The sequence below is a fragment of the Polymorphospora sp. A560 genome (assembly GCF_045781765.1).
Classification (GTDB): Bacteria; Actinomycetota; Actinomycetes; order Mycobacteriales; family Micromonosporaceae; genus Polymorphospora; species Polymorphospora lycopeni.
This window is the reverse complement of record NZ_CP122282.1, coordinates 112,716-134,293: the sequence shown is the minus strand read 5'-3', so window position 1 is coordinate 134,293 and position 21,578 is coordinate 112,716. Positions and strand designations below refer to the sequence as shown.

Genomic DNA, 21,578 nt, shown 5'->3' with positions numbered 1-21,578 from the left:
GTCGTCGCCGCCCGCCCGGGAAGGGCCGGGCCAATCGGATGGCAAGACTCGGAGGACTCTCTCGTGCCGCCAACCACGCCACTCGCCCTCGGCCCGGAATGGCTCGACCCGGAGTGGTTGATCCAGACGTTCGGGCTGATCGGCATCCTGGTCATCGTCTTCGCCGAGTCCGGCCTGCTGATCGGCTTCTTCCTGCCGGGAGACTCGCTGCTGTTCACCACCGGTCTGCTGGTGGCGGACGGTCAGTACCTGCCGTACCCGCTGTGGCTGGTGTGTCTGCTGATCACGCTCTCGGCGATCGCCGGTGACCAGGTCGGCTACATGTTCGGCCGCAAGGTGGGGCCGGCGCTGTTCCGGCGTCCGAACTCGCGGCTGTTCAAGCAGGAGAACCTGCTGAAGGCGCACGAGTTCTTCGAGAAGTACGGTCCCCGCTCGATCGTGCTGGCCCGCTTCGTGCCGATCGTCCGGACGTTCACGCCGATCGTGGCCGGCGTCAGCAAAATGAACTACCGCACGTTCGTCATCTACAACATCGTCGGCGGCATCCTGTGGGGCACCGGCGTGACGGTGCTCGGCTACTTCCTCGGCCAGATCCCGTTCGTGAAGGCCAACATCGAGTTCATCCTGATCCTGATCGTCTTCCTGTCGGTGCTGCCGATCATCATCGAGTTCGGCCGCGCCTGGCTGGCGGGACGCCGGCAACCGAAGCCGGCGGACCAGGCGGCGCTGGCCGAGGCGGAGCGGGACGCGATCGCCCACGCCGCCCAGGAGACGGCCCGCGAGCGATACGAGCGCGGCTGAACACGGCTACCGACACGAAACGGCTGCGGGCGGGGGATTCCTCGCCCGCAGCCGTGTTTGGCCCACCGGTGCCGAAGCAGCGGCGACCGGGACCAGGGACACGTCAGCCCGGCCTCGCACGGCGTCCGCCAGGGTGGCGGGGTCTGTGCGCAGCCGGGCAAAACCGGTGACTTGCGGGAAGTCACCGGCCGGCGGAACCGTCTGGCGTCACCTCACTGCGGAGGGACGCCAGACGAGGACCACTGTCTGATTCAGCGAGCCTTCTTGGTGGCCCGCTTACGCGGCGGAGTCAGCAGGTCCGCGATCGTAGCGATCGCGGTCGGCACCAGCCGGTAGTAAGCCCACACACCGCGCTTCTCCCGCTCCAGCAAGCCGGCTTCGGTGAGGATGCGCAAGTGGTGGCTCACGGTCGGCTGCGAGAGGCCGAGCGGTGCGGTCAGGTCACAGACGCAGGCTTCGCCCTCCGGCGCCGACTGAATGAGGCTGAGCAGCCGCAGTCGGGCAGGATCGGCGAGCGCCTTGAGGACTCCCGCGAGTCGCTCGGCGTCGGCACGTTCGATCGGCTCGCCGGCCAGCGGCGAGATCTGAGGCATTGTCATTTCAGCCAACGCAGTTCCCACGTAATCCATCCTTCCACCAAGAGCATTGACCTGCCTGCATATCGGCCGGTCCGAATCGGCAAACTTTTAGGCCACAAGGCCAAGGTCAGCCAACGAATAGGCCGCTCGGTACGGCAGACCAGCGGCCCGCACCGCTTCGCCCGCACCGCGATCGACGATCACTGCCACGCCGACCACCTCTGCCCCGGCCTCTTGCAGAGCCTCGACCGCGGTCAGCACACTGCTACCCGTGGTCGAGGTGTCTTCAACCGCCAGCACCCGACGGCCTTTCACGTCGGGTCCTTCGACCCGCCGTTGCAATCCGTGTGCCTTGCCGGTCTTGCGCACCACGAAGGCGTCGAGTCGCCGCTGCCTCGCCGAAGCGGCGTGCAGCATCGAAAGAGCCACCGGGTCCGCACCCAACGTCAGACCGCCAACCGCATCGAACTGCCAGTCCGCAGTGAGGTCTAGCAGCACACTACCCACCAGGGGGGCCGCCGCGTGGTGCAACGTGACTCGTCGCAGATCGACGTACCAATCCGCTTCACGCCCCGATGACAGCACCACCCGTCCGTGCACCACGGCAAGTTCAGTGATGAATTTACGCAGGTCGTCGTGGTCCCCCATGGCGCACAAGGGTACTGCTCAACTCTGTGAAGCAAACTGTCGGCCCGGGCACCGGGGCAAAGATTGACTCGTTAGATGAGTCTGCAGGTGGGCCAGTCGGCTGGCTGGTGACTCTGGACGGTTGCGATCATCGCTCCGCGCGGCCAATCCGACCGCGAGTGTCGCGCGTCACTGAGTTGATCAGTCCACGCGGGGCGTGACGCAGCGCGAACGTAGCGCTCTTGTAGCGCCAGTCCGGCACGCTCACCAGACGCCCCCGGCCGAGATCCCGCAGCGCGGCGTCGACCACGTTCTCGGCCCGCAACCAGAGCCAACCGGGCAGCCCCGACATGTCTATGCCGGCCCGGTCGTGGAACTCGGTTCGGGTGTATCCGGGGCACAGCGCCATCACCCGTACGTTGAACCGGCGCACCGACATGGCTATCGACTCGCTGAAATTGGTCACCCACGCCTTGCTGGCCGAGTACGTCGATCCCGGCATGACCGGACCGAACCCAGCGACCGAAGAGACATTTATCACTGCCCCGTGCCGCCGTTCGGTCATGCCGGCCACGGCGGCGAGGGTCAGCCGCATGACCGCGTGCACGTTCAGCCGCAACAGGCGGGTCTCCTCGGCGACGCTGGACCGCAGGAACGGCTTGTGCAGGCTGATCCCGGCGTTGTTGACGAGCAGGTCGACCGGCTCGTCGGTGGCCCGCAGCCGGTCCTCCACGAGCGTGCAGCCGTCGTCGGTGGACAGGTCGGCCGGCAGCGCGGTGGCGCGTATCCGGTGCCGTTCGGACAGGTCGGCGGCGGACACCGCCAGACGCTGCCCGTCCCGGGCGACCAGCACGAGGTCGTAGCCGTCGGCGGCGAGGCGTTCGGCGAAGGCCGCTCCGATCCCGGCGGTGGCGCCGGTGATCAGTGCGGTGCGACGGTGCTCCTTGGGTGCTGCCATCGTTCCTGTCCTCACTGGGCTCGGGTCGGGTTCGGGCCGGCCGGGGTTGCAAACGCGCGATCCCCGAACGGCTGAGCCGAACGGGGATCGCGGGTGGTCGTCGGGTCAGCGGGGCGGCGGGTTGCTCCCGGGCGCGGGCGGGTAGCCGGGATCCGACCCGGGCGCCTGCGGATAGCCCGGCTCGGCGCCCGGCGACTGCGGGTAGCCGGGGTAGGACCCTCCGGGCAGCGGCGGTTCGCCGCCGCCGTGGCCGGCCCGGCGGAAGTACTCGTTGGAGGCCGGAAGGGCCAGCAGGATCAGGGCCGCGAGCAGGGCCAGCAGGGCGATGACGCTCAGCGTCATGGACAGCGGGTTGTACCAGCCCGGCAGGGCCTCCATCGTCCGTTCCTGGATCTCGGCGGGATCCGGCAGGTCACCGGTCGTCGGCGCCCCGAAACTGCTGGTGGCGGACGAGCCGATCAGGCCGAAGCCGAGGCAGCAGACACCGAGGCCACCGACCACCCAGGTGATGATCCGGGCAACGTTCTTGCCTTTGAGGTTGAGGACGGCGAGGACGGCGAGCCCGATGGCGAGCAGGATGTTGACGACGAGGGTGGCGATGACGCCGACCACGACGAAGCTCTCCGTGCCCTCGAGTTCCGTACCGGCGTACGACTCGCTGTATACGTCGCTGATCGGACCGATCGTGACCAGCGACAGAAGCCCGGTGATCGCCAGAATGGCGGCCACCGCGTAGAGCAGATATCCGGAGATGGTGACCGTGCTCGGGCGCGCGGCTGGGCCCGGCCGGCCGGGATTCGTCGGAATCGACACGTTTCTCCCTTCCTAGATCCAGAAACCACCGTAGCGGTACCCTGCACCGTTGTTTCACCAAACCCGCGCGCGTCGTGCGACGGAAGAATCGCCTGGTCGACAAAAGTCGTAAAACAACCAGCCGCCCAGCTCCGGAAAGCGGTCAGTAGCCGCGCCACTCCGCCCGGGCGTACTCCAGCACCCTCGGTTGCAGCAGCGTCGAGGCCGGTACGTCGAGCCGGGCCCGGTCCGGCGGGAAGTTCGCGGCCAGCGCCAGCGTGTTGGCGTCGAGGAACCGCAGCGGCGGTGCCCCCGCCGGCAACTCCAGTGGCGGCGCCCCCGGGCCGGGCCCGGCGAGCAGGAAACCCCAGTCGCCGAACGACGGCACGTCCACGTGGTACGGCGTCACGGCGAAGCCGGCCGCCCGGATCGACGCCTCGATGCACCAGTACGACCGCGGCGCGAAGTACGGCGACCCGGCCTGCACGACGATGCGGGCCCCGGGGGCGAGCACCTGCCGCACCAGCGCGTAGAACTCGACGGAGTACAGCTTCGCGGTCGCCGTCTCGTCCGGGTCGGGCAGGTCGACGATCACCGCGTCGAACCGTTCCGCCGCCGTACGCAGCCAGCCGAAGGCGTCGGTGTGCAGCAGGCGTACCCGGGGGTCGGCGAACGCGTCGCCGTTCAGCGCCCGCAACGCGGGCTCGGCACGGGCCAGCGCCACCACCGCCGGGTCCAGCTCGACCACGGTCACCGCCGACACGTCGGGATAGCGCAGCACCTCGCGTACGGCGAGCCCGTCGCCGGCCCCGAGCACCAGCACCGAACCGCGCCGACCGGTGAGCACGGGGTGCACCAGCGCCTCGTGGTAGCGGTATTCGTCGAGCGAGCTGAACTGCAGGTCGCCGTTGAGGAACAGGCGCAGGTCGGGCTGGCCGCCACGGGCCACCGACCGGGTCAGCACGATCTCCTGGTAGCGGCTGCGCTCGGCGTGCACCACCGGATCCCGGTAGAGCTGCTGGCGGGCGGTCACCTCGAAGTCCTCGGCGACCAGATAGGCGTATCCGAGACAGAGGATGACCGCGACGGCCCCGGCGGTCAGCCCCGCCTTGGCCCGGGGCCCCAGGTCGCGCCGGAAGACGGTGAAGACCAGGGCGAGGCCGGCGACCGCGTTGACCGCCCCGACGACCAGCGCACCGCGCAACTGGCCGAAGACCGGGATCAGCAGGAACGGGAAGGCCAGCCCGCCGAGCAGCGCGCCGACGTAGTCGGCGGCGAACAGGTCGGCGACGGCACTGCCGGCCGACTGCTCCCGGATGCGTTGCAGGAGAACCATCAGCAGCGGGATCTCGGCACCGATCAGCAGGCCGAGTACGAACGCGGTCGCGACGAGCGCGGGTCCGTAGAGGTCCAGCCAGGCGAAGGCGGCGTAGAGCAGCAGCACCGACAACCCGCCGAGCAGGGCGAGCAGCAGTTCGACGGCGGCGAAGGCGGCGGCGGCGCGGGACTGCAGCGGTTTGGCGGCGAGTGCGCCGACCCCCATCGCGAAGACCATGACGCCCAGGACGATGGACGCCTGCCCGACCGTGTCACCGATCAGGTAGCTGCCGAGCGCCACCAGCGCCAGCTCGTAGACCAGGCCGCAGGCGGCGCAGACGAAGACGGCCGCCAGCACGGCGGCGCGGGCGAGCCGCCACCGGTGCCCGGCCACGCCGACCGCACCACCGTCCCTACCGGCCTGGTCCGTCCGGTCCGTGCCGGTGTCGGTGTCCGTACCGGCCTGGTCCGCGCCGATCGTGGCGGCGGGGTCCGCCGACGCGCTCACCGCGCGACGGGCGGCGACGCCGCCGGTGTCACAGGATCGCCGCCGCGATCACGCCGCCGGTGACCAGGTGCACGACCGCGTTGACCCAGACGGCCGGGTGCGGCTGCGCGTCGACCAGCAGCTCGCCGAGCTTGCCCGGGGTGACCGCGTCCAGCAGCAGGAACGACACCGCCATGATGACCAGACCGAGCAGGCCGTACGCCCCGGCGCTGATCAGGCCGTCGACGGGGTCGTCGGCGCTGGCCGTGATCGCGGCGATGACGATGATGCCGACGGCGGCCAGGTTGGACGCCAGCAGCAGGGCGGCGTTGCGGTTGCGCTCGGTCCAGATGAGGTCCCGCAGCCGGCCCGGCGTGGCGACGTCGACCAGGACGTAGCCGATCGCCATCAGCACGACGCCGACCCCGCCGTAGGCGAGTACGACCAGCAGGTCGGTGAACAGGTCTTCCAACATCTCTGCGGCTCCCGGAGGCAGGCGGTGGACGGAGGGGGTTACTTGCCGGCGCCGGGGCCGCCACCCCGGACGTTCGTGTCGCGTCCCCAGACCCACGCGGTGCCGACCGTGCTGTGGTAACGCGGATGGGCGGTCGACATCCGTTCCAGCAGGATCAGCGACCCGGCGGCCAGCGGCAGGATCACCACCGAGTCGTCGTCGTAGCGCAGGTAGACGCCGCTGTCGTCGACGTAGCGGTCGTCGGGGTTCCAGGAGTCGGTGATCTCGTCGGCGACCCGGGCGGGGGTCTGGTCGGACCGGTAGGCGGTCGCGTCCCGGCCGATGTCGTCGGCCACCGAGCGGGAGTAGCGGTCCTCGACCCAGGCGCGGGCGGAGAACGTGCCGAAGACGATCGCGGCCCCGGCCACCAGCGCGCCGACCAGCGCCATCGACACCCCGACCACGAGCCAGCCACGCCTGTTCACCGCACCGTCACCACCGTCTCGGTCTCCACCAGCTCACCGCTCTGCGGGTACGCGTGCCACGTGTGCCAGCCGACCGTCGGCCCGGCGGAGAAGGCGTGCAGGGCGGTGACCGCGTCGGCCCCGCCCGGAAACACCCCGACCAGCGCGTACGGGTCGTCGGCGAGCCGCCCGCGCAGCAGCCCGATCCGCTCCGACATGCCGGCCCGGTCGAGCCGGTGCACGCGGGAGGTGAACGAATAGCCGGCCGCCTCGTCGGCCACCGCCGCGGGCAGCGCCGGAGCGCGGCCGGGCAGGCAGGCCACCGTCTCGGTCAGCGGGCCGGCCGGGGTGTCGACGACCACCTGGTGCGAGGCGCCGAGCAGGCGCAGCCGCAGGCCGAGACGGGCGAGGTCGAGCACGTGCAGGGCGGGCTGCTCGGGCAGGCCGAGGGCGAAGCTCAGGTCGGTTGCGGTGGTGTCGGCGTACGGGGTGGCGAGGGTGACCAGCACGGTTCACCCGGCCTTCGCGGGTGGCCCGGCCTGTGGATAGACCAGCACCTCGGCGCGGTGCAGCTTCTCGCCCCGGGAAACCTCCCACTTCATGCTGTCGCCGTACGACTCGAACGACAGCAGGGCCCCGTCGGGGGAGGTGTAGTCGTGGTAGCGGACGCCGCCGGTCGGCTGGAGCCCGGTCGTGCCGGTGGCGGTGTAGCGGGCCAGGCCGGACTCGTCGGAGACGTAGCGCCGGCCGTCGAAGTCGATGGTCGGCAGGCCGGGGGTGACGGTCGCGGACGGCACCACGGTCCACAGCACGAGTTCGAGGTCCGGATCCTCCTCGACGGAGAGCCACAGCTTGGCCCCGCTGGCGTCGTCGATCAGGTGCTCGGTCCAGCTCCAGCCGCCCTCGTCGAAGCGCAGCGAGCCCCGGACCCCGTACGACGTGCCGCGGATCTCGACGATGTCGCCGGGCCTGAGGCGGCGCGGGTCGCCGCGTAGTGCGTCGGCGTCGTCGTCGTGGGACCGGAACGGGTCGGTGCCGCGGACCGGACCGGGCGGTGGGGCGGCCTTCCGTTTGGCGGACTGCACGGCCCACAGGGCGACGACGACGCCGGCGACGCCGAGCAGGCAGCCGAGTCCCGCCACGAGCCACGCCGTCGACCCGTTCAACACGCCCGCCTCCTTAGGCCACCCGGTGGTGGGCAACGACGGTAACAAGTGTCCGCAGGTGCCGCACGCTGGCGGTGATCCATGAGGGTTCGGGAAACGTCGGCGCGGCCGGACCGTCGACGGTCCGGCCGCGCCGTCGTCCCTGTGCGCGGGTCAGCCCGCGGCGACCGTGAGGCCGTCCTTGTCCTCGGCGAGGTCCACCCGGACGGTGTCGCCGTCGCGGACCTCGCCGGCAAGCAGCGCCTTGGCCAGCCGGTCGCCGATCGCCGACTGGACCAGTCGGCGCAGCGGCCGGGCGCCGTAGATGGGGTCGTAGCCGTGGTCGGCCAGCCAGGCCCGGGCGTCGTCGCTGACGTCCAGGGTGAGCCGGCGGTCGGCCAGCCGCCGCCGCATCCGGGCCAACTGGATGTCGACGATCGACCGCAGTTCCTCGCCGGTCAGCGAGGAGAAGACCACGATGTCGTCCAGCCGGTTGAGGAACTCCGGCTTGAAGTGCGTGCGGACGACCGCGAGCACCTCTTCGCGCCGCTGTTCCTCCGTCAAAGTCGGATCGGCGATCATGGCCGAGCCGAGGTTGGAGGTCAGGATCAGGATGGCGTTGCGGAAGTCGACCGTACGGCCCTGGCCGTCGGTGAGCCGGCCGTCGTCGAGCACCTGGAGCAGCACGTCGAAGACGTCCGGGTGGGCCTTCTCCACCTCGTCGAGCAGCACCACCGAGTACGGCCGGCGGCGCACCGCCTCGGTGAGCTGGCCGCCCTCCTCGTACCCGACGTAGCCGGGTGGGGCACCGACCAGGCGGGCCACCGAGTGCTTCTCGCCGTACTCGCTCATGTCGATGCGAACCATGGCCCGCTCGTCGTCGAAAAGGAACTCGGCGAGCGCCTTGCCCAGCTCGGTCTTGCCGACGCCGGTCGGGCCGAGGAAGAGGAAGCTACCGGTCGGCCGGTCCGGGTCGGCGATGCCGGTACGGGCCCGGCGGACCGCGTCGGAGACCGCGGTGACGGCCTCCCGCTGACCGATCACCCGTTCGCCGAGCGACTCCTCCATCCGCAGCAGCTTGGCGGTCTCGCCCTCCAGCAGCCGGCCGGCGGGGATGCCGGTCCAGGAGGCGACGACGGCGGCGATGTCGTCGGCGCCGACCTCCTCCTTGAGCATCGCGCCGTCGGCCTGCAGGCCGACCAGTTCGGTCTCGGCCCGCTTCAGTTCGCCCTGCAGGGTCGGGATACGGCCGTAGCGCAGCTCGGCGGCACGTTCCAGCTCGCCGTCGCGTTCGGCGCGTTCGGCCTCGCCACCGAGGCGTTCCAGCTCCTCCTTGGCGGTGGAGATCCGGGTGATGTGGTCCTTCTCCAGGTGCCAGCGGTCGCTGAGCGCGGTCAGCTGCTCGCGCCGGTCGGCCAGCTCCTTGCGCAGCCGTTCGAGCCGCTCGGCGGAGGCGATGTCGGGCTCCTTGGCCAGCGCCATCTCCTCGATCTCCAGCCGGCGGACGGCCCGCTCGATCTCGTCGACCTCGACCGGCCGCGAGTCGATCTCCATCCGCAGCCGGGAGGCGGACTCGTCGACCAGGTCGATCGCCTTGTCCGGCAGGAAGCGGTCGGTGATGTAGCGGTCGGACAGCGACGCGGCCGCGACCAGCGCGGCGTCGGTGATCCGTACGCCGTGGTGCACCTCGTAGCGCTCCTTGAGGCCGCGCAGGATGCCGATGGTGTCCTCGACGGTCGGCTCGCCGACCAGCACCGGCTGGAAGCGCCGCTCCAGCGCCGGGTCCTTCTCGATGTGCGCGCGGTATTCGTCGAGGGTGGTGGCGCCGACCATGCGCAGTTCGCCGCGGGCCAGCATCGGCTTGAGCATGTTGCCGGCGTCCATCGAGCCCTCGCCCTTGCCGGCGCCGACCACGGTGTGCAGCTCGTCCAGGAAGGTGATCACCTGGCCGTCGCTTCCCCGGATCTCCTCCAGCACCGACTTGAGCCGTTCCTCGAACTGGCCGCGGTACTGCGCGCCGGCGACCATCGCGCCGAGGTCGAGGGATACCAGTTTCTTGTCGCGCAGCGACTCGGGTACGTCCCCGGCGACGATCCGCTGGGCCAGGCCCTCCACGATCGCGGTCTTGCCGACGCCGGGCTCGCCGATCAGCACCGGGTTGTTCTTCGTACGCCGGGACAGCACCTGGATCACCCGGCGGATCTCGGAGTCGCGGCCGATCACCGGGTCGATCTTGCCGTCCCGGGCACTCGCGGTCAGGTCGACGCCGTACTTCTCCAGGGCCTGGTAGGTCTGCTCCGGATCGGCGGTGGTGACCCGGCGGTCCCCGCCACGGACGGCCGGGAAAGCGGCGACGAGGTTCTCTTCGGTGGCGCCGGCGGCCTTGAGCGCCTGGGCGACGGCTCCACCGACCTGGGCCAGCCCGGCCAGGAGGTGTTCGGTGGAGGTGTACTCGTCGCCGAGCGGGCGGGCGATCTGCTCGGCGGCGCCGATGGCGTTGGCGAACTCGCGGGCGAGGCTCGGTTCGGCGACGCTGGAGCCGCGCGCGGCCGGCATGTTCTCCACCGCCCGGGCGGCGGCCCGGCGCAGTTCTACGGGGTTGGCGCCGACCGCCCGCAGCAGTCCACCGGCGGTCGAGCCCGCGGTGTCGAGCAGCGACAGCAGCAGGTGCCACGGCTCGACGGTGGCGTGCCCGCGCTGGCTGGCGATGGCGACGGCGCCGGTGATTACTTCACGGCTCTTCGTGGTAAGACGTTCGGCGTTCATGGGCTCCCCTGTCAGGCGTGTCCACTGATCACGACACAACCAGACTTGAGTCTATTCCACTCAACTCTAGAGCAGTGACGCCGATCACATTTCGCCCGTATTTCACCGCCCCGGAGACCGTTGCGCCCGCGAGTACGGTGAGCGGCGTGCGAGTACGCGTGGAACAGACGACCCTGCCCGGAATCGGGGTACGCCACGACGTGGTGACCGAATCCGGCCGCCGGGTGGGTGTGGTCTCACACCGCACCGGCCGGCGTGACCTGGTCATCTACGACGAGGACGATCCCGACGCCTCGACCGAGGACATCCCGCTCACCGACGACGAGGCCGAGGCGCTGGCCGACATCCTGGGCGCGTCGCTGATGCTGGGACAGCTCGCCGGGCTCCGGCAGCAGGCCGCCGGGCTGCTGACCGAACAGATCGCCATCCCGGCCGGATCGACGTACGTCGGCCGCTCGCTCGGTGACACCAAGGCCCGGACCAGGACCAGCGCGTCGATCGTCGCGATCCTGCGCGACCGGGAGGTCATCGCGTCGCCCGGCCCGCAGTTCCGGTTCGAGGCCGGTGACGTGGTCGTGGTCGTCGGCACCCGCAAGGGGCTCGACGGCGTCACCGCGATCCTCGCCGACGGCGACCCGGACGGCTGACCGGATGCACCACACCACCACCCTTCTGATCGAGGTCGGCGCCCTCCTGCTGCTGCTCGGCCTGCTCGGCCGGATCAGCCGCCGGTTCGGCATCTCCCCCATCCCCCTCTACCTCTTCGCCGGGCTCGCCTTCGGGCACGGCGGCCTGCTGCCGCTGTCGGCGAGCGAGGAGTTCTTCGCCGTCGGCGCCGAGATCGGCGTGATCCTGCTGCTGGTCATGCTCGGCCTCGAATACACGGCGAGCGAACTGGTCGGCAACCTGCGCGCGGCCGCCCCGGCCGGGCTCGTCGACGGCGTACTCAACGCGCTGCCCGGCGCCGCCTTCGCGTTGCTGCTCGGCTGGGGCTGGGTGGCCGCCGTCGTACTGGCCGGAATCACCTGGGTCTCCTCGTCCGGCGTGATCGCCAAGGTGCTCGCCGACCTCGGCCGGCTCGGCAACCGGGAAACGCCGGTCATCCTCTCCGTCCTGGTCATCGAGGACCTGGCGATGGCGCTCTACCTGCCGCTGCTGACCGCCGTACTGGCCGGCACCGGCCTGATCGGCGGCGGGATCGCGCTCGCCGTCGCGGTCTTCACCGTCGTCGTCGTGCTCGTGGTGGCGATCCGGTACGGCAACCTCATCTCCACCATGTTCTCGGCCAAGGACCCCGAGGCGCTGCTGCTCGGCGTGCTCGGGCTGACCCTGCTGGTCGCCGGCATCGCCGCGCAGCTCAACGTCTCGGCGGCGGTCGGCGCGTTCCTGGTCGGGATCGCCCTGTCCGGCCCGGTCGCCCACAACGCGACCGAACTGCTGTCCCCGCTGCGTGACCTGTTCGCCGCCGTGTTCTTCGTCTTCTTCGGCCTGGCCACCGATCCGCGCGACATCCCGCCGGTCCTGCTGCCCGCGCTCGCGCTGGCCGTCATCACCATGGCGACCAAGGTGGTCACCGGCTACGTGGCCGCGAAACGGGTCGGGATCGCCATACCCGGCCGGTGGCGGGCCGGGCTCGGGCTGATGCCGCGCGGCGAGTTCTCGATCGTCATAGCCGGACTGGCGGTCGCCACACCGGGCATCGAACCGCAACTGGCCGCCCTCGCCACGGCGTACGTCCTGATCACCGTCGTCAGTGGACCGATGCTGGCCCGCATCCCCGACTATCCGTGGTTCAAGAAGTGGCTGGCCGAGCGCAGTGCCGCCCGCCGCCGGACGGCGCTGGCCGCACCCGACTGATCTTCGATCGCCGCGCACGGCCGGCCGCCCGGCCCGCGCGGCGCTACCGCAGTCTCCGTGCGGCGCGTTACCGTTGCGCCGCAACCACTGTGCTGTCCGCGGGGCATGCTCCCCGGTCGCGAGCGGAGGGTCGACCCGTGGGCGTGGAGCAGTCGGGCTTCACCGGTTTCGGCAATCCGGTCGACCCGTCCCCGGCCGAGTTGCGGGCCTGGGCCTACCGGCCCGACTCGGTCCCGTTGCAGTCGATGCCACAGGACTGGGATCTGCTGGTCTCCGGTGACCGGCTGGTCGGCACCCTCTTCGAGCTGGCGATGGACCGCAACTGCCCGGCCCGCCGGTTCGCCCTGCACTGCCTCTACATCTATGCCGCCGACGGCATCCGCACCAACTTCCGCGCCCACCCGAAGCGGCGGCTGCGCAAGCTGGTCGAGCAGGCCGAACGGGCCGGTGACGAACTGATGGTCAACTGGGCGCACAACTGCCGGATGCTGCTGGCCAAACCGCACCTGTTCGCCTACCCCGACTGGTGCGAGGGCGGCCTGGTCCGCAGCGGCCGCCGGCTGGCCTGAGGGCTGGTCCCGGCGGGGCGAGCGGGGGCGGAAACGACAGAGCCGGGACCCCCCGTGGGTCCCGGCCCCGTGTCGCCCTGGGTGCGCCCGGTTCAGGCGGTGCGGTCGTCCCGGTTCTGCTCCAGGTAGTCGCGGGCCATCTCCTGGCCCTTGTCGACGTGGCCGGCGTACTTGCCGCCGGTCCGCTCGTCCACCTTGTCGCCGGCGGTCTCGACGGCCTCCTTGGCCTTGTCGCTGCCACCGAGCTTGTCGACGGCCTTGTCCGCCATCTCCTTGAACGAGTCGGCGATCCCCATCGCAACCCCCTCCCTAGTCGACCTTTAGTCCGGATTGTGCCCTCCGAACTATTAGGGAGATTAGTCCAGAAGATCAGATCAGGTGACCGAACGGCTCAGTCCGTGCCACCCGACCTGCCCGGCCGCCAGACCACCAGCGCCGTCGTCGTACGGTTCGTCGGCACCAGGTCACGGCGCGGGTAGGGCCCGACCGCCTCCAGTTCGGCGATCCGCCGGTAGGCGGCGACCAACTCGGCCTCCATCGCCGCGACCCGCTCCTGCAACTGCTCGACGAGCTGCTCCAAGCCGATGATCCGCTTGATGCCGGCCAGGTTGACCCCGTCGTCCTGACTCAGCCGCTGCACCTCGCGCAGCAGCACCACGTCGCGCACGCTGTAGCGCCGGCCGCCGCCGGAGGCCCGGCCGGCCTGCACCAGCCCCAGGCGGTCGTACTGCCGCAGGGTCTGCGGGTGCATGCCGGCCATCCGCGCCGCCACAGAGATCATCAAGACCTTGGCGTCGGACGCCTCGGTGACCGAGATCACGAACTCCTCCGTCATGACAACCCCTCCCTCATGCCCGTCCCCTCCCGGAAACCGTCACTCAGACCGACGCACGCGGGCGTCGATATGTTCCCGATCAGGGGCCGGTGCCAGCTTGGCGAAGTTCTCCAGCGCCTCCCGGGCCTCCTCGGACAGGTCCTTCGGTATGACGACTTCGAGCGTCACCAGCAGGTCGCCCGGCTGACCGTCCCGCCGGACGACCCCCTTGCCCCGGGCCCGCAGCTTCCGCCCGCTCGGCGTGCCCGGCGGCACCCGCAGCGTCACCGCCCCGTCCAGGGTCGGGACCCGCAGGTCGGTGCCGGCCACCGCCTCGGCGTACGAGATCGGCACGGTCAGGGTCAGGTCGTCGCCCGTACGCCCGAACAGGTCGTCGCCACGGACCTTGACCAGCACGAACAGGTCGCCGGCCGGCCCACCGCGCTCACCGGGCTCACCGCGCCCGGCCAGCCTGATCCGCTGCCCGTCGGCCACCCCGGCGGGGAACCGGACGTTCAACGTACGGGTCTTGGTGACCCCGCCGGTGCCGTGGCACTCCGGGCACTTGTCCTCGACGATCGTCCCGACGCCCTGGCACTCCCGGCACGGCTCCGAGAAGCTGAACGCCCCCTGGTTGCGGGTCACCAGCCCGGAGCCCTGGCACTGCTGACAGGTGCGGGGCTGGGTGCCCGGCCGGGCGCCGTTGCCGTGGCAGGTGTCGCAGACGCCGGGCGCCCGCAGCGACAGCGGCAGGGTGATGCCGCGTACGGCGTCACCGAAGTCGAGCACGACCTCGGTCTCGACGTCGCGGCCCCGGCTCGGCCCCGTGCCGCGGCCCGGACCGGGTCCGCCGCCACCGGAGAAGATCGAGCTGAACAGGTCGGAGAACCCGGCGCCACCGAAGCGCCGGTCGCCGCCCTGCGCCGCCCCGCCGAAGAGATCGGAGGGGTCGAACGGGTAGCCGCCCGGCCCACCGGCCCGTGCACCGCGCCGGAACGCCCCCGAACCGAACAACGAGCGCATCTCGTCGTACTCGCCGCGCTTGCGCTCGTCGGAGAGCACGTCGTACGCCTCGGACGCGGACTTGAACCGCTCCTCGGCCTGCGCGTCGCCCGGGTTGTGGTCCGGGTGCGACTCCCGGGCGATCTTCCGGTACGCCTTCTTGATCTCGTCCGGGGAGGCGGACTTCGAGACACCGAGTACCGAGTAGAAGTCCTTCTCCAGCCAGTCCTTGGAACCCATCTAGTCCACCTCCCCTCGTACGCCCGTCGTCACCTGGTCACTCGGGATCGGCCACCGCTACCAGCGCCGGCCGGAGCAGACGCTCGCCGAGCAGGTAGCCCCGACGCATCACCTCGACACAGGTCGGCTCGGTGACCTCGGCCGAGGTCAGGTGCGCGACCGCCTCGTGCCGGGTCGGGTCGAACGGGTCGCCCTTCTCCCCGAAGCCGGTCAGCCCGAACTTCCCGAGTGCCGCGGTGAGCTTCTCGGCGACGGAGCCGAACGGCCCGACCAGGTCACCGTGGTCGCGGGCCCGGTCGAGGTCGTCGAGCACCGGCAGCAGCTCGGTGAGCACCGTGCCGGTCGTCTGCTCGGCGGCCACCCCGCGGTCCCGGTCGACCCGCTTGCGGTAGTTGGCGTATTCCGCCGACACCCGCTGGACGTCACGGGTCCGCTCGTCGAGCTCGGCCCGCAGTGCCTCCAGCTCGGCCCCGAGCGGCTTGGCCCCGGCGGCCGGCGTGGGCGCGTCGACGACGGGGGCGGTGGCCTCCTCGACGGTCTCCTCCACCTCGCCGACCAGGACCTCGCCCTCGGCGGCCGGGCGCTCGGCGTCGTCGCCGGGAGCCGGCTCCTCGCTCGCCGAGACCTCACCGCTCGCGGTGTCCTCGACGACCGATTCCTCGGCTGCCCGGGTGCCGTCGTCGCCCGCCGGCCCGGCCTTGGCCGCCGGCTTCGGCTCGCCGTCCGCCGGCTGCCCGGCGGCGGTCTCCTTGCCGCCGGTGGCGGCGGGTTGCCCCGCGCCACCGGTGGGGTCGATCTTGCGCTTGTCGCGGATGACGACGCGCTCGGCGGGACGGCCGTCGGCCGCGTCGCCGGACGCGGAGCCACCCGGCGCCGACCCGGATGCCGGGGCGGCGGCTCGTGGCTGGTCCGTCATTCGGTTACCTCACTCCGTTCGACATCGGGACGACGGGTCACTTCTTGCCCTTGTCCTCGTCGACGATCTCGGCGTCGAGCACGTCGTCGGCCCCCGCCGAGGGGCCACCGGTCGCACCGGTCGCACCGGCACCGCCCGGAGCCTCGCCGGCACCCGCCGAGGCGCCCTGCTCGGCCTGCTGCGCGTAGAGCAGCGAGCCGGCCTGCTGCGAGACCTGGGCCAGCTTCTCGTGCGCCGACTTGATCTTCTCCAGGTCGGAGCCGCCGAGGGCGCCGCGCAGGTCGCCGAGCGCGTCGTTGATCTGGTCGCGGGACTCGGCCGGAAGCTTGTCGCCGCTCTCGGCGAGGAACTTCTCGGTCTGCCACTGGAGCTGCTCGGCCAGGTTGCGGGTCTCCGCCTCCTCGCGCCGCCGCTTGTCCTCGTCGGCGTGGTCCTGGGCGTCGCGCATCATCCGCTCGATGTCGTCCTTCGGCAGCGCCGAGCCGCCGGTGATCGTCATCGACTGTTCCTTGCCGGTGCCGAGGTCCTTGGCGTTGACGTGGACGATGCCGTTGGCGTCGATGTCGAACGTCACCTCGACCTGCGGCACGCCGCGCGGCGCCGGCGGGAGGCCGGTCAGCTCGAAGGTGCCGAGCTTCTTGTTGTAGGCGGCGATGTCGCGCTCACCCTGGAAGACCTGGATCAGCACCGACGGCTGGTTGTCGTCGGCCGTGGTGAAGACCTCGGAGCGCTTGGTCGGGATGGTGGTGTTGCGCTCGATGAGCTTGGTGAAGATGCCGCCCTTGGTCTCGATGCCCAGGCTCAGCGGGGTCACGTCGAGCAGCAGGACGTCCTTGACCTCGCCCTTGAGCACGCCGGCCTGCAGCGCGGCACCGACGGCGACGACCTCGTCGGGGTTGACGCCCTTGTTGGGGTCGCGGCCGATGAGCTGCTTGACCAGGTCGGTGACGGCCGGCATCCGGGTCGAGCCGCCGACCAGGATGACGTGGTCGATGTCGGACACCTTGACGCCGGCGTCCTTGACGGCCTGCTCGAACGGGCCCTTGGTGCGGTCGAGCAGGTCCTGCGTCATGCGCTGGAACTCGGCGCGGGTCAGGGTGACGTCGAGGTGCAGCGGCGCGGACGGGGCACCGTCGGCGCCGGCCGGGCCGGCCGTGATGTACGGCAGGTTGATGTTGCTGGTCGACGCCGCGGACAGCTCGATCTTGGCCTTCTCGGCGGCCTCGCGCAGCCGCTGCATGGCCATCTTGTCCTGCGACAGGTCGACGCCGTGCTGGCCACGGAACGTCTTGACCAGGTGGTCGATGATCCGCTCGTCCCAGTCGTCGCCACCGAGGTGGTTGTCACCGCTGGTCGACTTGACCTCGATGACGCCCTCGGCCAACTCCAGCAGCGAGACGTCGAACGTGCCGCCGCCGAGGTCGAAGACCAGGACGGTCTGCTCCTTGGAGCCCTTGTCCAGGCCGTACGCCAGCGCCGCCGCGGTCGGCTCGTTGACGATCCGCAGGACGTTGAAGCCGGCGATCTCACCGGCCTCCTTGGTGGCCTGGCGCTGCGCGTCGTTGAAGTACGCCGGAACGGTGATCACCGCGTCGGTGATCTGCTCGCCCATGTACGCCTCGGCGTCCCGCTTGAGCTTCATCAGCGTGCGCGCCGAGATCTCCTGCGGGGTGTACTTCTTGCCGTCGATGTCGACGGACCAGCTGGAGCCGATCTCACGCTTGACCGAACGAATGGTCCGGTCCGGGTTGGTCACCGCCTGGCGCTTCGCGACCTCACCGACGAGCACCTCGCCGTTACGCGCGAACGCCACGATCGAGGGCGTGGTACGGGAGCCCTCGGCGTTGGCGATGACGGTGGGCTCACCACCCTCGAGAACGCTGACGCAGGAGTTCGTCGTGCCGAGGTCGATGCCGACCGCACGTGCCATCTTCGCTTCCTCGCTTCACTGGTTGTCACAAGTTGAGTGGACCGGACTCAATAGTGCCACGATCATCGGCAGCGTCAAGTTGGCATTGAGTCGGGTACACGCAACTCTGGGTCGACGGACCCACCCTGACCACCCCGTACACCGATCGCGGGCAGGGAGCCCCCAGGGCGGTTCATGTTGTGACTGGTGCACGGATCAGGCACCCTTTTACCCGTGACGACGCAGGGTGACCCGACCACCGATCCCGGCGTGTCCGTCGTTCCCGAGCCGCCCGAGGATGTCGTCGAGACGCCCGCCGACGATTCCAGCGTGAATAGTCCGGAAAAGTCCGACTCGCCGGCTGAGAAGCCCTCGACCGACGACCCGGATGCCGGCGCCGCCGAGCCCGCCGAGGCGGACGTGACCGAGGACACGTCGGCCCTCCCGGACGCCCTGCACCGACTCCGGACCGTGATCGATTCGTCGGCCTACCCGCTGGTGCTGCCCTCCGCCGACGACGCACGACGGGTCGGTGCCGCCCTCGTCGCGCAACTCGACGACTACCTGCTGCCCCGGCTGGCCCGGCTCGACGCGCCGTTGCTCGTCGTCGTCGGCGGCTCCACCGGCGCCGGCAAGTCGACCCTGGTCAACAGCATCGTCCAGGCCCGGGTCACGGCCTCCGGGGTGCTGCGGCCCACCACCCGGTCGCCGGTGCTCGTCGCCAACCCGGCCGACATCGGCTGGTTCCGCCAGGGCGACCTGCTGCCCGGCCTGACGCGTACCACCGAGCCCGGCGACGACCCCGGCACCCTGCAACTGGTCGCCGCGCCCGCGCTGCCCCCCGGCCTCGCGTTCCTCGACGCCCCCGACATCGACTCCGTCGTCGACGCCAACCGGGCCCTCGCCGGCCAGCTTCTCGCCGCCGCCGACCTGTGGCTGTTCGTCACCACCGCGGCCCGCTACGCCGACGCCGTCCCCTGGGAGCTGCTGCGCACCGCGCGGCTGCGCGGCACCGTGATCGCCCTCGTCCTCGACCGGGTGCCACCGGAGGCAAGTGACGAGGTGGCCGACCACCTGTCCGAGATGCTCGCCGCCCACGACCTCGCGGCGGCACCGCTGTTCGTGCTGCCGGAGACCGACGTCGACGGCCAGGGCCTGCTGCCGTACCAGGTCACCGAGCCGTTGCGGGACTGGTTCCAGCAGCTCGCCGGCGACGCCGCCGCCCGCGCCGCGGTGGTCCGGCAGACCCTCGACGGCGCCCTCGCCGCCCTCGCGCCGGCGGTCGCCACGCTGGCCGGTGCCGCCGACGACCAGGCGGCCGCCGCCGGGGTCCTCGACGAACGGGTACGCACCTCCTACCGCGCCGGCCGGCGCACCTTCGAGGAAGGTCTCCAGGACGGCCGGCTGCTCCGCGGCGAGGTACTCGCCCGCTGGCAGGAGTACATCGGCACCGGCGAGTTCTTCCGCACCCTGGAGGCGCGCGTCGGGCGGGTCCGGGACCGGCTGGTCGCCGCGCTGACCGGGCGCCCCGCCCCGGCGACCCAACTGCAGACCGCGATCGAGTCGCAGCTGGTGACCCTCGTACGCGGGGTGGCGGCCGACGCCGCCGAGCACGCGTACGGCGGCTGGCAGTCGCACCCGGCCGGGGCGGCGCTGCTCGAACCCGAACTGGGACGCCCCTCGGCCGATCTGCCGCAGCGCGCCGAGCGGCTGATCCGTGACTGGCAGCGCGGCGTGCTCGAACTGGTCCGCGCCGAGGGCGGCGACAAGCGGTTCGTCGCCCGTAGCGCGGCGTACGCGGTCAACGCCACCGGGCTCGCCGTCATGATCGCCGTGTTCGCGTCGACCGCCTTCATCCCGACCGGGCTGGAGGTGGCCGCCGGCGCCGGCACCACCGTCGCCGCCCAGAAGGTGCTCGAGGCGATCTTCGGCGACCAGGCCGTCCGCAACATGGCCAGCCGGTCCCGCGAGGACCTTCTGGAGCGGCTGGAGAAGCTGCTCGACGAGGAGGCGGCCCGCTACCTCGTCCGGATCCGCGCGGTCGGCCCCGACCCCGGCCAGGAACTGCGCCGGGCGGCGGCCGACGTCGAGGCCGCCCGCACCGCCGCCCGCCTGACCACCGACGCACCGTTCACGCTGCCCGGGGCCGCCCGGTGAGCGCAGCGACGGGCCGGTCGGTCGGCGACCTCGTCGGAAAGGTACGGGACCGGCTCCGCGGTGACCGGCGGGTCGACCCCGACGCCCTGCTGGCCCGGGTCGGTGCGGTCGAACGGTTCGTCCGGGCCACCACCGACCACGTGCCCGAGGACCGGCTCGGCGCCGCCCACACCCTGATCGAACGCGCCGGGGCCCGGCTCGCGCTGTCCCGCGACCACACGGTGGTGGCCCTGGCCGGCGCGACCGGCAGCGGCAAGTCCAGCCTCTTCAACGCCCTGGCCCGGCTCGACCTGTCGCCGGTCGGCGTACGCCGGCCGACCACCGGCGTCGCGCACGCCTGCGTCTGGGGTCCGCTCGACGGCGCCAACCGGCTGCTGGACTGGATCGGGGTGCTGCCCCGCCACCGGTTCGTCCGGGAGAGCGCGCTCGACGGCGACGACGAGGCCGCCCTGCACGGCCTGATCCTGCTCGACCTGCCCGACTTCGACTCCGTCGAACGGGCGCACCGGCTGGAGGTCGAACGCCTGCTCGGCCTGGTCGACCTGGTGATCTGGGTCGTCGACCCGCAGAAGTACGCCGACCGGGTGGTGCACACCGGGTACCTGCGCGGCTTCCAGCAGCACCGCGACGTCACACTCGTGGTGCTCAACCAGGCCGACCGGCTGCCCGCGGCGGACCTCCCCCTGGTCCTCGACGACCTGCGCCGGCTCCTCGACGCCGACGGCCTCGACGGGGTGCCGGTCCTCGCCACGTCGGCGGTCGACCCGGCGGCGATGACCGAACTGCGCGGAATCCTGGAGAACACCGTCGCCGAGCGGCAGGCCGCCCTGCGCCGGCTCGCCGGTGACGTCGACGCGGTGACCGCCGGGCTGGCCGACCTGATCGGTCCGCCGGCCGCCGAGGACGACGTCGACCGTACGACGGTCCGGGAACTGACCGACGCGCTCGCGGCGACGGCCGGCGTGCCGGCGGTCGCCGAGGCCACCGAGCGGGCATACCGGCACCGGGCCGCCGCCTCCACCGGCTGGCCGATCGTCCGGGGCTGGCGCCGGCTACGGCCCGACCCGTTGCGCCGCCTGCACCTGCCCGGCCCCGACGCGCCGAAGACGGCCGACGACGAGGCCGCACCGACCCCGCTGACCTCGGTACCCGACCCCACGGCCGCGCAGCGGTCCGCGGTCGGGCTCGCCGTACGTGCCGTCGCCGCGAAGTCCAGCGCGGCCCTTCCGGCGCCGTGGCCGGCGGCGGTCACCGTTGCCGCCCGGTCCCGGCTCGGCGACCTGCCCGACGCGCTCGACCGGGCGGTGGCCGGCACCGACCTCGGCGTCGGCGGTCGCCCGGTGTGGTGGCGGATCGTCGGCGGGCTCCAGTGGCTGGTCACCCTCGCCGCCGTCGCCGGCCTCGGCTGGCTCCTGCTGGGCTACGCCTTACGCGCCCTGCAACTGCCCGCCCTCGAACACCCGATGATCGGCGCGGTGCCGCTGCCGACCGCACTGCTGCTCGGCGGGTTGCTGCTCGGGCTGCTCCTCGCGCTGGCCGTCCGGCCGCTGACCTCGTTCGCCGCCCGGCGGGCCCGGGCCAGGGCGGAAAACCGGCTGCGGGCCGCCGTGGCCGAGGTCGGCCGGGAGCACGTGGTCGCGCCGGTCCGGTCGGTGCTCCAGGCGTACGCCCAGGCCCGGGAGGCGCTGGCCGCCGCGACGCCGCCGCGCTGACCCCCGTACGGGG

At 71.7% G+C, this 21,578-nt stretch carries 21 protein-coding genes; 6 read left to right on the top strand and 15 right to left on the bottom strand.

Annotation, left to right across the window (positions count from 1 at the left end; translation table 11 throughout):
• The first annotated feature begins 63 nt into the window (after nucleotides 1–63).
• Complete coding sequence (locus tag QCD66_RS00620) at nucleotides 64–801, top strand: DedA family protein (RefSeq protein ID WP_375732669.1); 738 nt, start codon at nucleotides 64–66, stop codon at nucleotides 799–801.
• Between the two features lie 251 nt (nucleotides 802–1,052).
• On the opposite strand, the gene QCD66_RS00615 is transcribed toward QCD66_RS00620, so the two are convergent.
• From QCD66_RS00615 to clpB, 10 genes are all read right to left on the bottom strand, one after another.
• Complete coding sequence (locus QCD66_RS00615; protein WP_212824755.1) at nucleotides 1,053–1,430, bottom strand: helix-turn-helix transcriptional regulator; 378 nt, start codon at nucleotides 1,428–1,430, stop codon at nucleotides 1,053–1,055.
• A 57-nt stretch (nucleotides 1,431–1,487) separates the two neighbouring features.
• Nucleotides 1,488–2,027: an orotate phosphoribosyltransferase gene (pyrE, locus tag QCD66_RS00610; RefSeq protein ID WP_357542188.1), complete on the bottom strand. Its 540-nt coding sequence runs from the start codon at nucleotides 2,025–2,027 to the stop codon at nucleotides 1,488–1,490.
• Between the two features lie 127 nt (nucleotides 2,028–2,154).
• A complete protein-coding gene (locus QCD66_RS00605; RefSeq protein WP_375732668.1) occupies nucleotides 2,155–2,964 on the bottom strand; it encodes an SDR family NAD(P)-dependent oxidoreductase in 810 nt (269 codons plus the stop codon).
• A 105-nt stretch (nucleotides 2,965–3,069) separates the two neighbouring features.
• On the bottom strand, nucleotides 3,070–3,777 hold the full coding sequence (locus QCD66_RS00600) for a hypothetical protein (RefSeq protein ID WP_364220768.1): 708 nt from the start codon (nucleotides 3,775–3,777) through the stop codon (nucleotides 3,070–3,072).
• A 142-nt stretch (nucleotides 3,778–3,919) separates the two neighbouring features.
• Entirely contained in the window at nucleotides 3,920–5,467 is a 1,548-nt protein-coding gene (locus tag QCD66_RS00595; RefSeq protein WP_375732707.1) for a polyamine aminopropyltransferase, read from the bottom strand.
• A 142-nt stretch (nucleotides 5,468–5,609) separates the two neighbouring features.
• Nucleotides 5,610–6,035: a DUF350 domain-containing protein gene (locus QCD66_RS00590; protein ID WP_364220765.1), complete on the bottom strand. Its 426-nt coding sequence runs from the start codon at nucleotides 6,033–6,035 to the stop codon at nucleotides 5,610–5,612.
• A 38-nt stretch (nucleotides 6,036–6,073) separates the two neighbouring features.
• Complete coding sequence (locus QCD66_RS00585; RefSeq protein ID WP_375732667.1) at nucleotides 6,074–6,499, bottom strand: DUF4247 domain-containing protein; 426 nt, start codon at nucleotides 6,497–6,499, stop codon at nucleotides 6,074–6,076.
• Complete coding sequence (locus QCD66_RS00580; RefSeq protein WP_375732666.1) at nucleotides 6,496–6,987, bottom strand: DUF2617 family protein; 492 nt, start codon at nucleotides 6,985–6,987, stop codon at nucleotides 6,496–6,498. Before QCD66_RS00580 ends, QCD66_RS00585 begins: the two co-directional genes overlap by 4 nt.
• 3 nt (nucleotides 6,988–6,990) lie before the next feature.
• Nucleotides 6,991–7,644, bottom strand: coding sequence for a DUF4178 domain-containing protein (locus QCD66_RS00575; protein ID WP_364220964.1), 654 nt, complete (start codon nucleotides 7,642–7,644; stop codon nucleotides 6,991–6,993).
• A gap of 153 nt (nucleotides 7,645–7,797) precedes the next feature.
• Nucleotides 7,798–10,389 (bottom strand): ATP-dependent chaperone ClpB, encoded by a 2,592-nt coding sequence (gene clpB, locus QCD66_RS00570; protein ID WP_375732665.1) that lies wholly within the window; start codon nucleotides 10,387–10,389, stop codon nucleotides 7,798–7,800.
• Nucleotides 10,390–10,535: 146 nt separating this feature from the next.
• On the opposite strand from clpB, the gene QCD66_RS00565 reads away from it, so the two are divergent.
• From QCD66_RS00565 to QCD66_RS00555, 3 genes are all read left to right on the top strand, one after another.
• The gene (locus tag QCD66_RS00565) at nucleotides 10,536–11,036 is read left to right on the top strand and encodes a cation:proton antiporter regulatory subunit (protein ID WP_364212877.1); all 501 of its coding nucleotides are present in this window, start codon (nucleotides 10,536–10,538) and stop codon (nucleotides 11,034–11,036) included.
• Nucleotides 11,037–11,040: 4 nt separating this feature from the next.
• On the top strand, nucleotides 11,041–12,246 hold the full coding sequence (locus QCD66_RS00560; protein ID WP_357543048.1) for a cation:proton antiporter: 1,206 nt from the start codon (nucleotides 11,041–11,043) through the stop codon (nucleotides 12,244–12,246).
• A gap of 137 nt (nucleotides 12,247–12,383) precedes the next feature.
• Nucleotides 12,384–12,815, top strand: coding sequence for a hypothetical protein (locus QCD66_RS00555; protein ID WP_364212883.1), 432 nt, complete (start codon nucleotides 12,384–12,386; stop codon nucleotides 12,813–12,815).
• A gap of 92 nt (nucleotides 12,816–12,907) precedes the next feature.
• Here QCD66_RS00555 and QCD66_RS00550 read toward each other — a convergent pair whose 3' ends face one another.
• From QCD66_RS00550 to dnaK, 5 genes are all read right to left on the bottom strand, one after another.
• Nucleotides 12,908–13,111 carry an antitoxin gene (locus QCD66_RS00550; RefSeq protein ID WP_375732664.1) on the bottom strand — a complete coding sequence of 68 codons (204 nt, stop codon included), beginning with the start codon at nucleotides 13,109–13,111 and terminating at the stop codon, nucleotides 12,908–12,910.
• A gap of 95 nt (nucleotides 13,112–13,206) precedes the next feature.
• The gene (locus tag QCD66_RS00545) at nucleotides 13,207–13,650 is read right to left on the bottom strand and encodes a heat shock protein transcriptional repressor HspR (RefSeq protein WP_375732663.1); all 444 of its coding nucleotides are present in this window, start codon (nucleotides 13,648–13,650) and stop codon (nucleotides 13,207–13,209) included.
• A 39-nt stretch (nucleotides 13,651–13,689) separates the two neighbouring features.
• Nucleotides 13,690–14,871 carry a molecular chaperone DnaJ gene (gene dnaJ, locus QCD66_RS00540; protein WP_357543056.1) on the bottom strand — a complete coding sequence of 394 codons (1,182 nt, stop codon included), beginning with the start codon at nucleotides 14,869–14,871 and terminating at the stop codon, nucleotides 13,690–13,692.
• Between the two features lie 37 nt (nucleotides 14,872–14,908).
• Entirely contained in the window at nucleotides 14,909–15,787 is an 879-nt protein-coding gene (locus QCD66_RS00535; RefSeq protein WP_364212889.1) for a nucleotide exchange factor GrpE, read from the bottom strand.
• A gap of 37 nt (nucleotides 15,788–15,824) precedes the next feature.
• Nucleotides 15,825–17,717, bottom strand: coding sequence for a molecular chaperone DnaK (dnaK, locus tag QCD66_RS00530; RefSeq protein ID WP_357543060.1), 1,893 nt, complete (start codon nucleotides 17,715–17,717; stop codon nucleotides 15,825–15,827).
• Between the two features lie 399 nt (nucleotides 17,718–18,116).
• Between dnaK and QCD66_RS00525 the strand changes: the two genes are divergently transcribed.
• Nucleotides 18,117–19,853, top strand: a complete 1,737-nt coding sequence (locus tag QCD66_RS00525) for an ABC transporter (RefSeq protein ID WP_375732706.1) — start codon at nucleotides 18,117–18,119, stop codon at nucleotides 19,851–19,853.
• A complete protein-coding gene (locus QCD66_RS00520; RefSeq protein WP_364212893.1) occupies nucleotides 19,850–21,565 on the top strand; it encodes a GTPase in 1,716 nt (571 codons plus the stop codon). Before QCD66_RS00525 ends, QCD66_RS00520 begins: the two co-directional genes overlap by 4 nt.
• Nucleotides 21,566–21,578: the final 13 nt, after the last annotated feature.

Excerpts from the sequence above, each read along its gene's own strand:
- QCD66_RS00560 (WP_357543048.1), top strand. The coding sequence starts at position 11,041 with ATGCACCACACCACCACCCTTCTGATCGAGGTCGGCGCCCTCCTGCTG.
- QCD66_RS00615 (WP_212824755.1), bottom strand. The coding sequence starts at position 1,430 with ATGGATTACGTGGGAACTGCGTTGGCTGAAATGACAATGCCTCAGATC.
- QCD66_RS00545 (WP_375732663.1), bottom strand. The coding sequence starts at position 13,650 with ATGACGGAGGAGTTCGTGATCTCGGTCACCGAGGCGTCCGACGCCAAG.
- QCD66_RS00550 (WP_375732664.1), bottom strand. The coding sequence starts at position 13,111 with ATGGGGATCGCCGACTCGTTCAAGGAGATGGCGGACAAGGCCGTCGAC.
- QCD66_RS00535 (WP_364212889.1), bottom strand. The coding sequence starts at position 15,787 with ATGACGGACCAGCCACGAGCCGCCGCCCCGGCATCCGGGTCGGCGCCG.
- dnaJ (WP_357543056.1), bottom strand. The coding sequence starts at position 14,871 with ATGGGTTCCAAGGACTGGCTGGAGAAGGACTTCTACTCGGTACTCGGT.
- clpB (WP_375732665.1), bottom strand. The coding sequence starts at position 10,389 with ATGAACGCCGAACGTCTTACCACGAAGAGCCGTGAAGTAATCACCGGC.
- dnaK (WP_357543060.1), bottom strand. The coding sequence starts at position 17,717 with ATGGCACGTGCGGTCGGCATCGACCTCGGCACGACGAACTCCTGCGTC.
- QCD66_RS00605 (WP_375732668.1), bottom strand. The coding sequence starts at position 2,964 with ATGGCAGCACCCAAGGAGCACCGTCGCACCGCACTGATCACCGGCGCC.
- QCD66_RS00590 (WP_364220765.1), bottom strand. The coding sequence starts at position 6,035 with ATGTTGGAAGACCTGTTCACCGACCTGCTGGTCGTACTCGCCTACGGC.
- pyrE (WP_357542188.1), bottom strand. The coding sequence starts at position 2,027 with ATGGGGGACCACGACGACCTGCGTAAATTCATCACTGAACTTGCCGTG.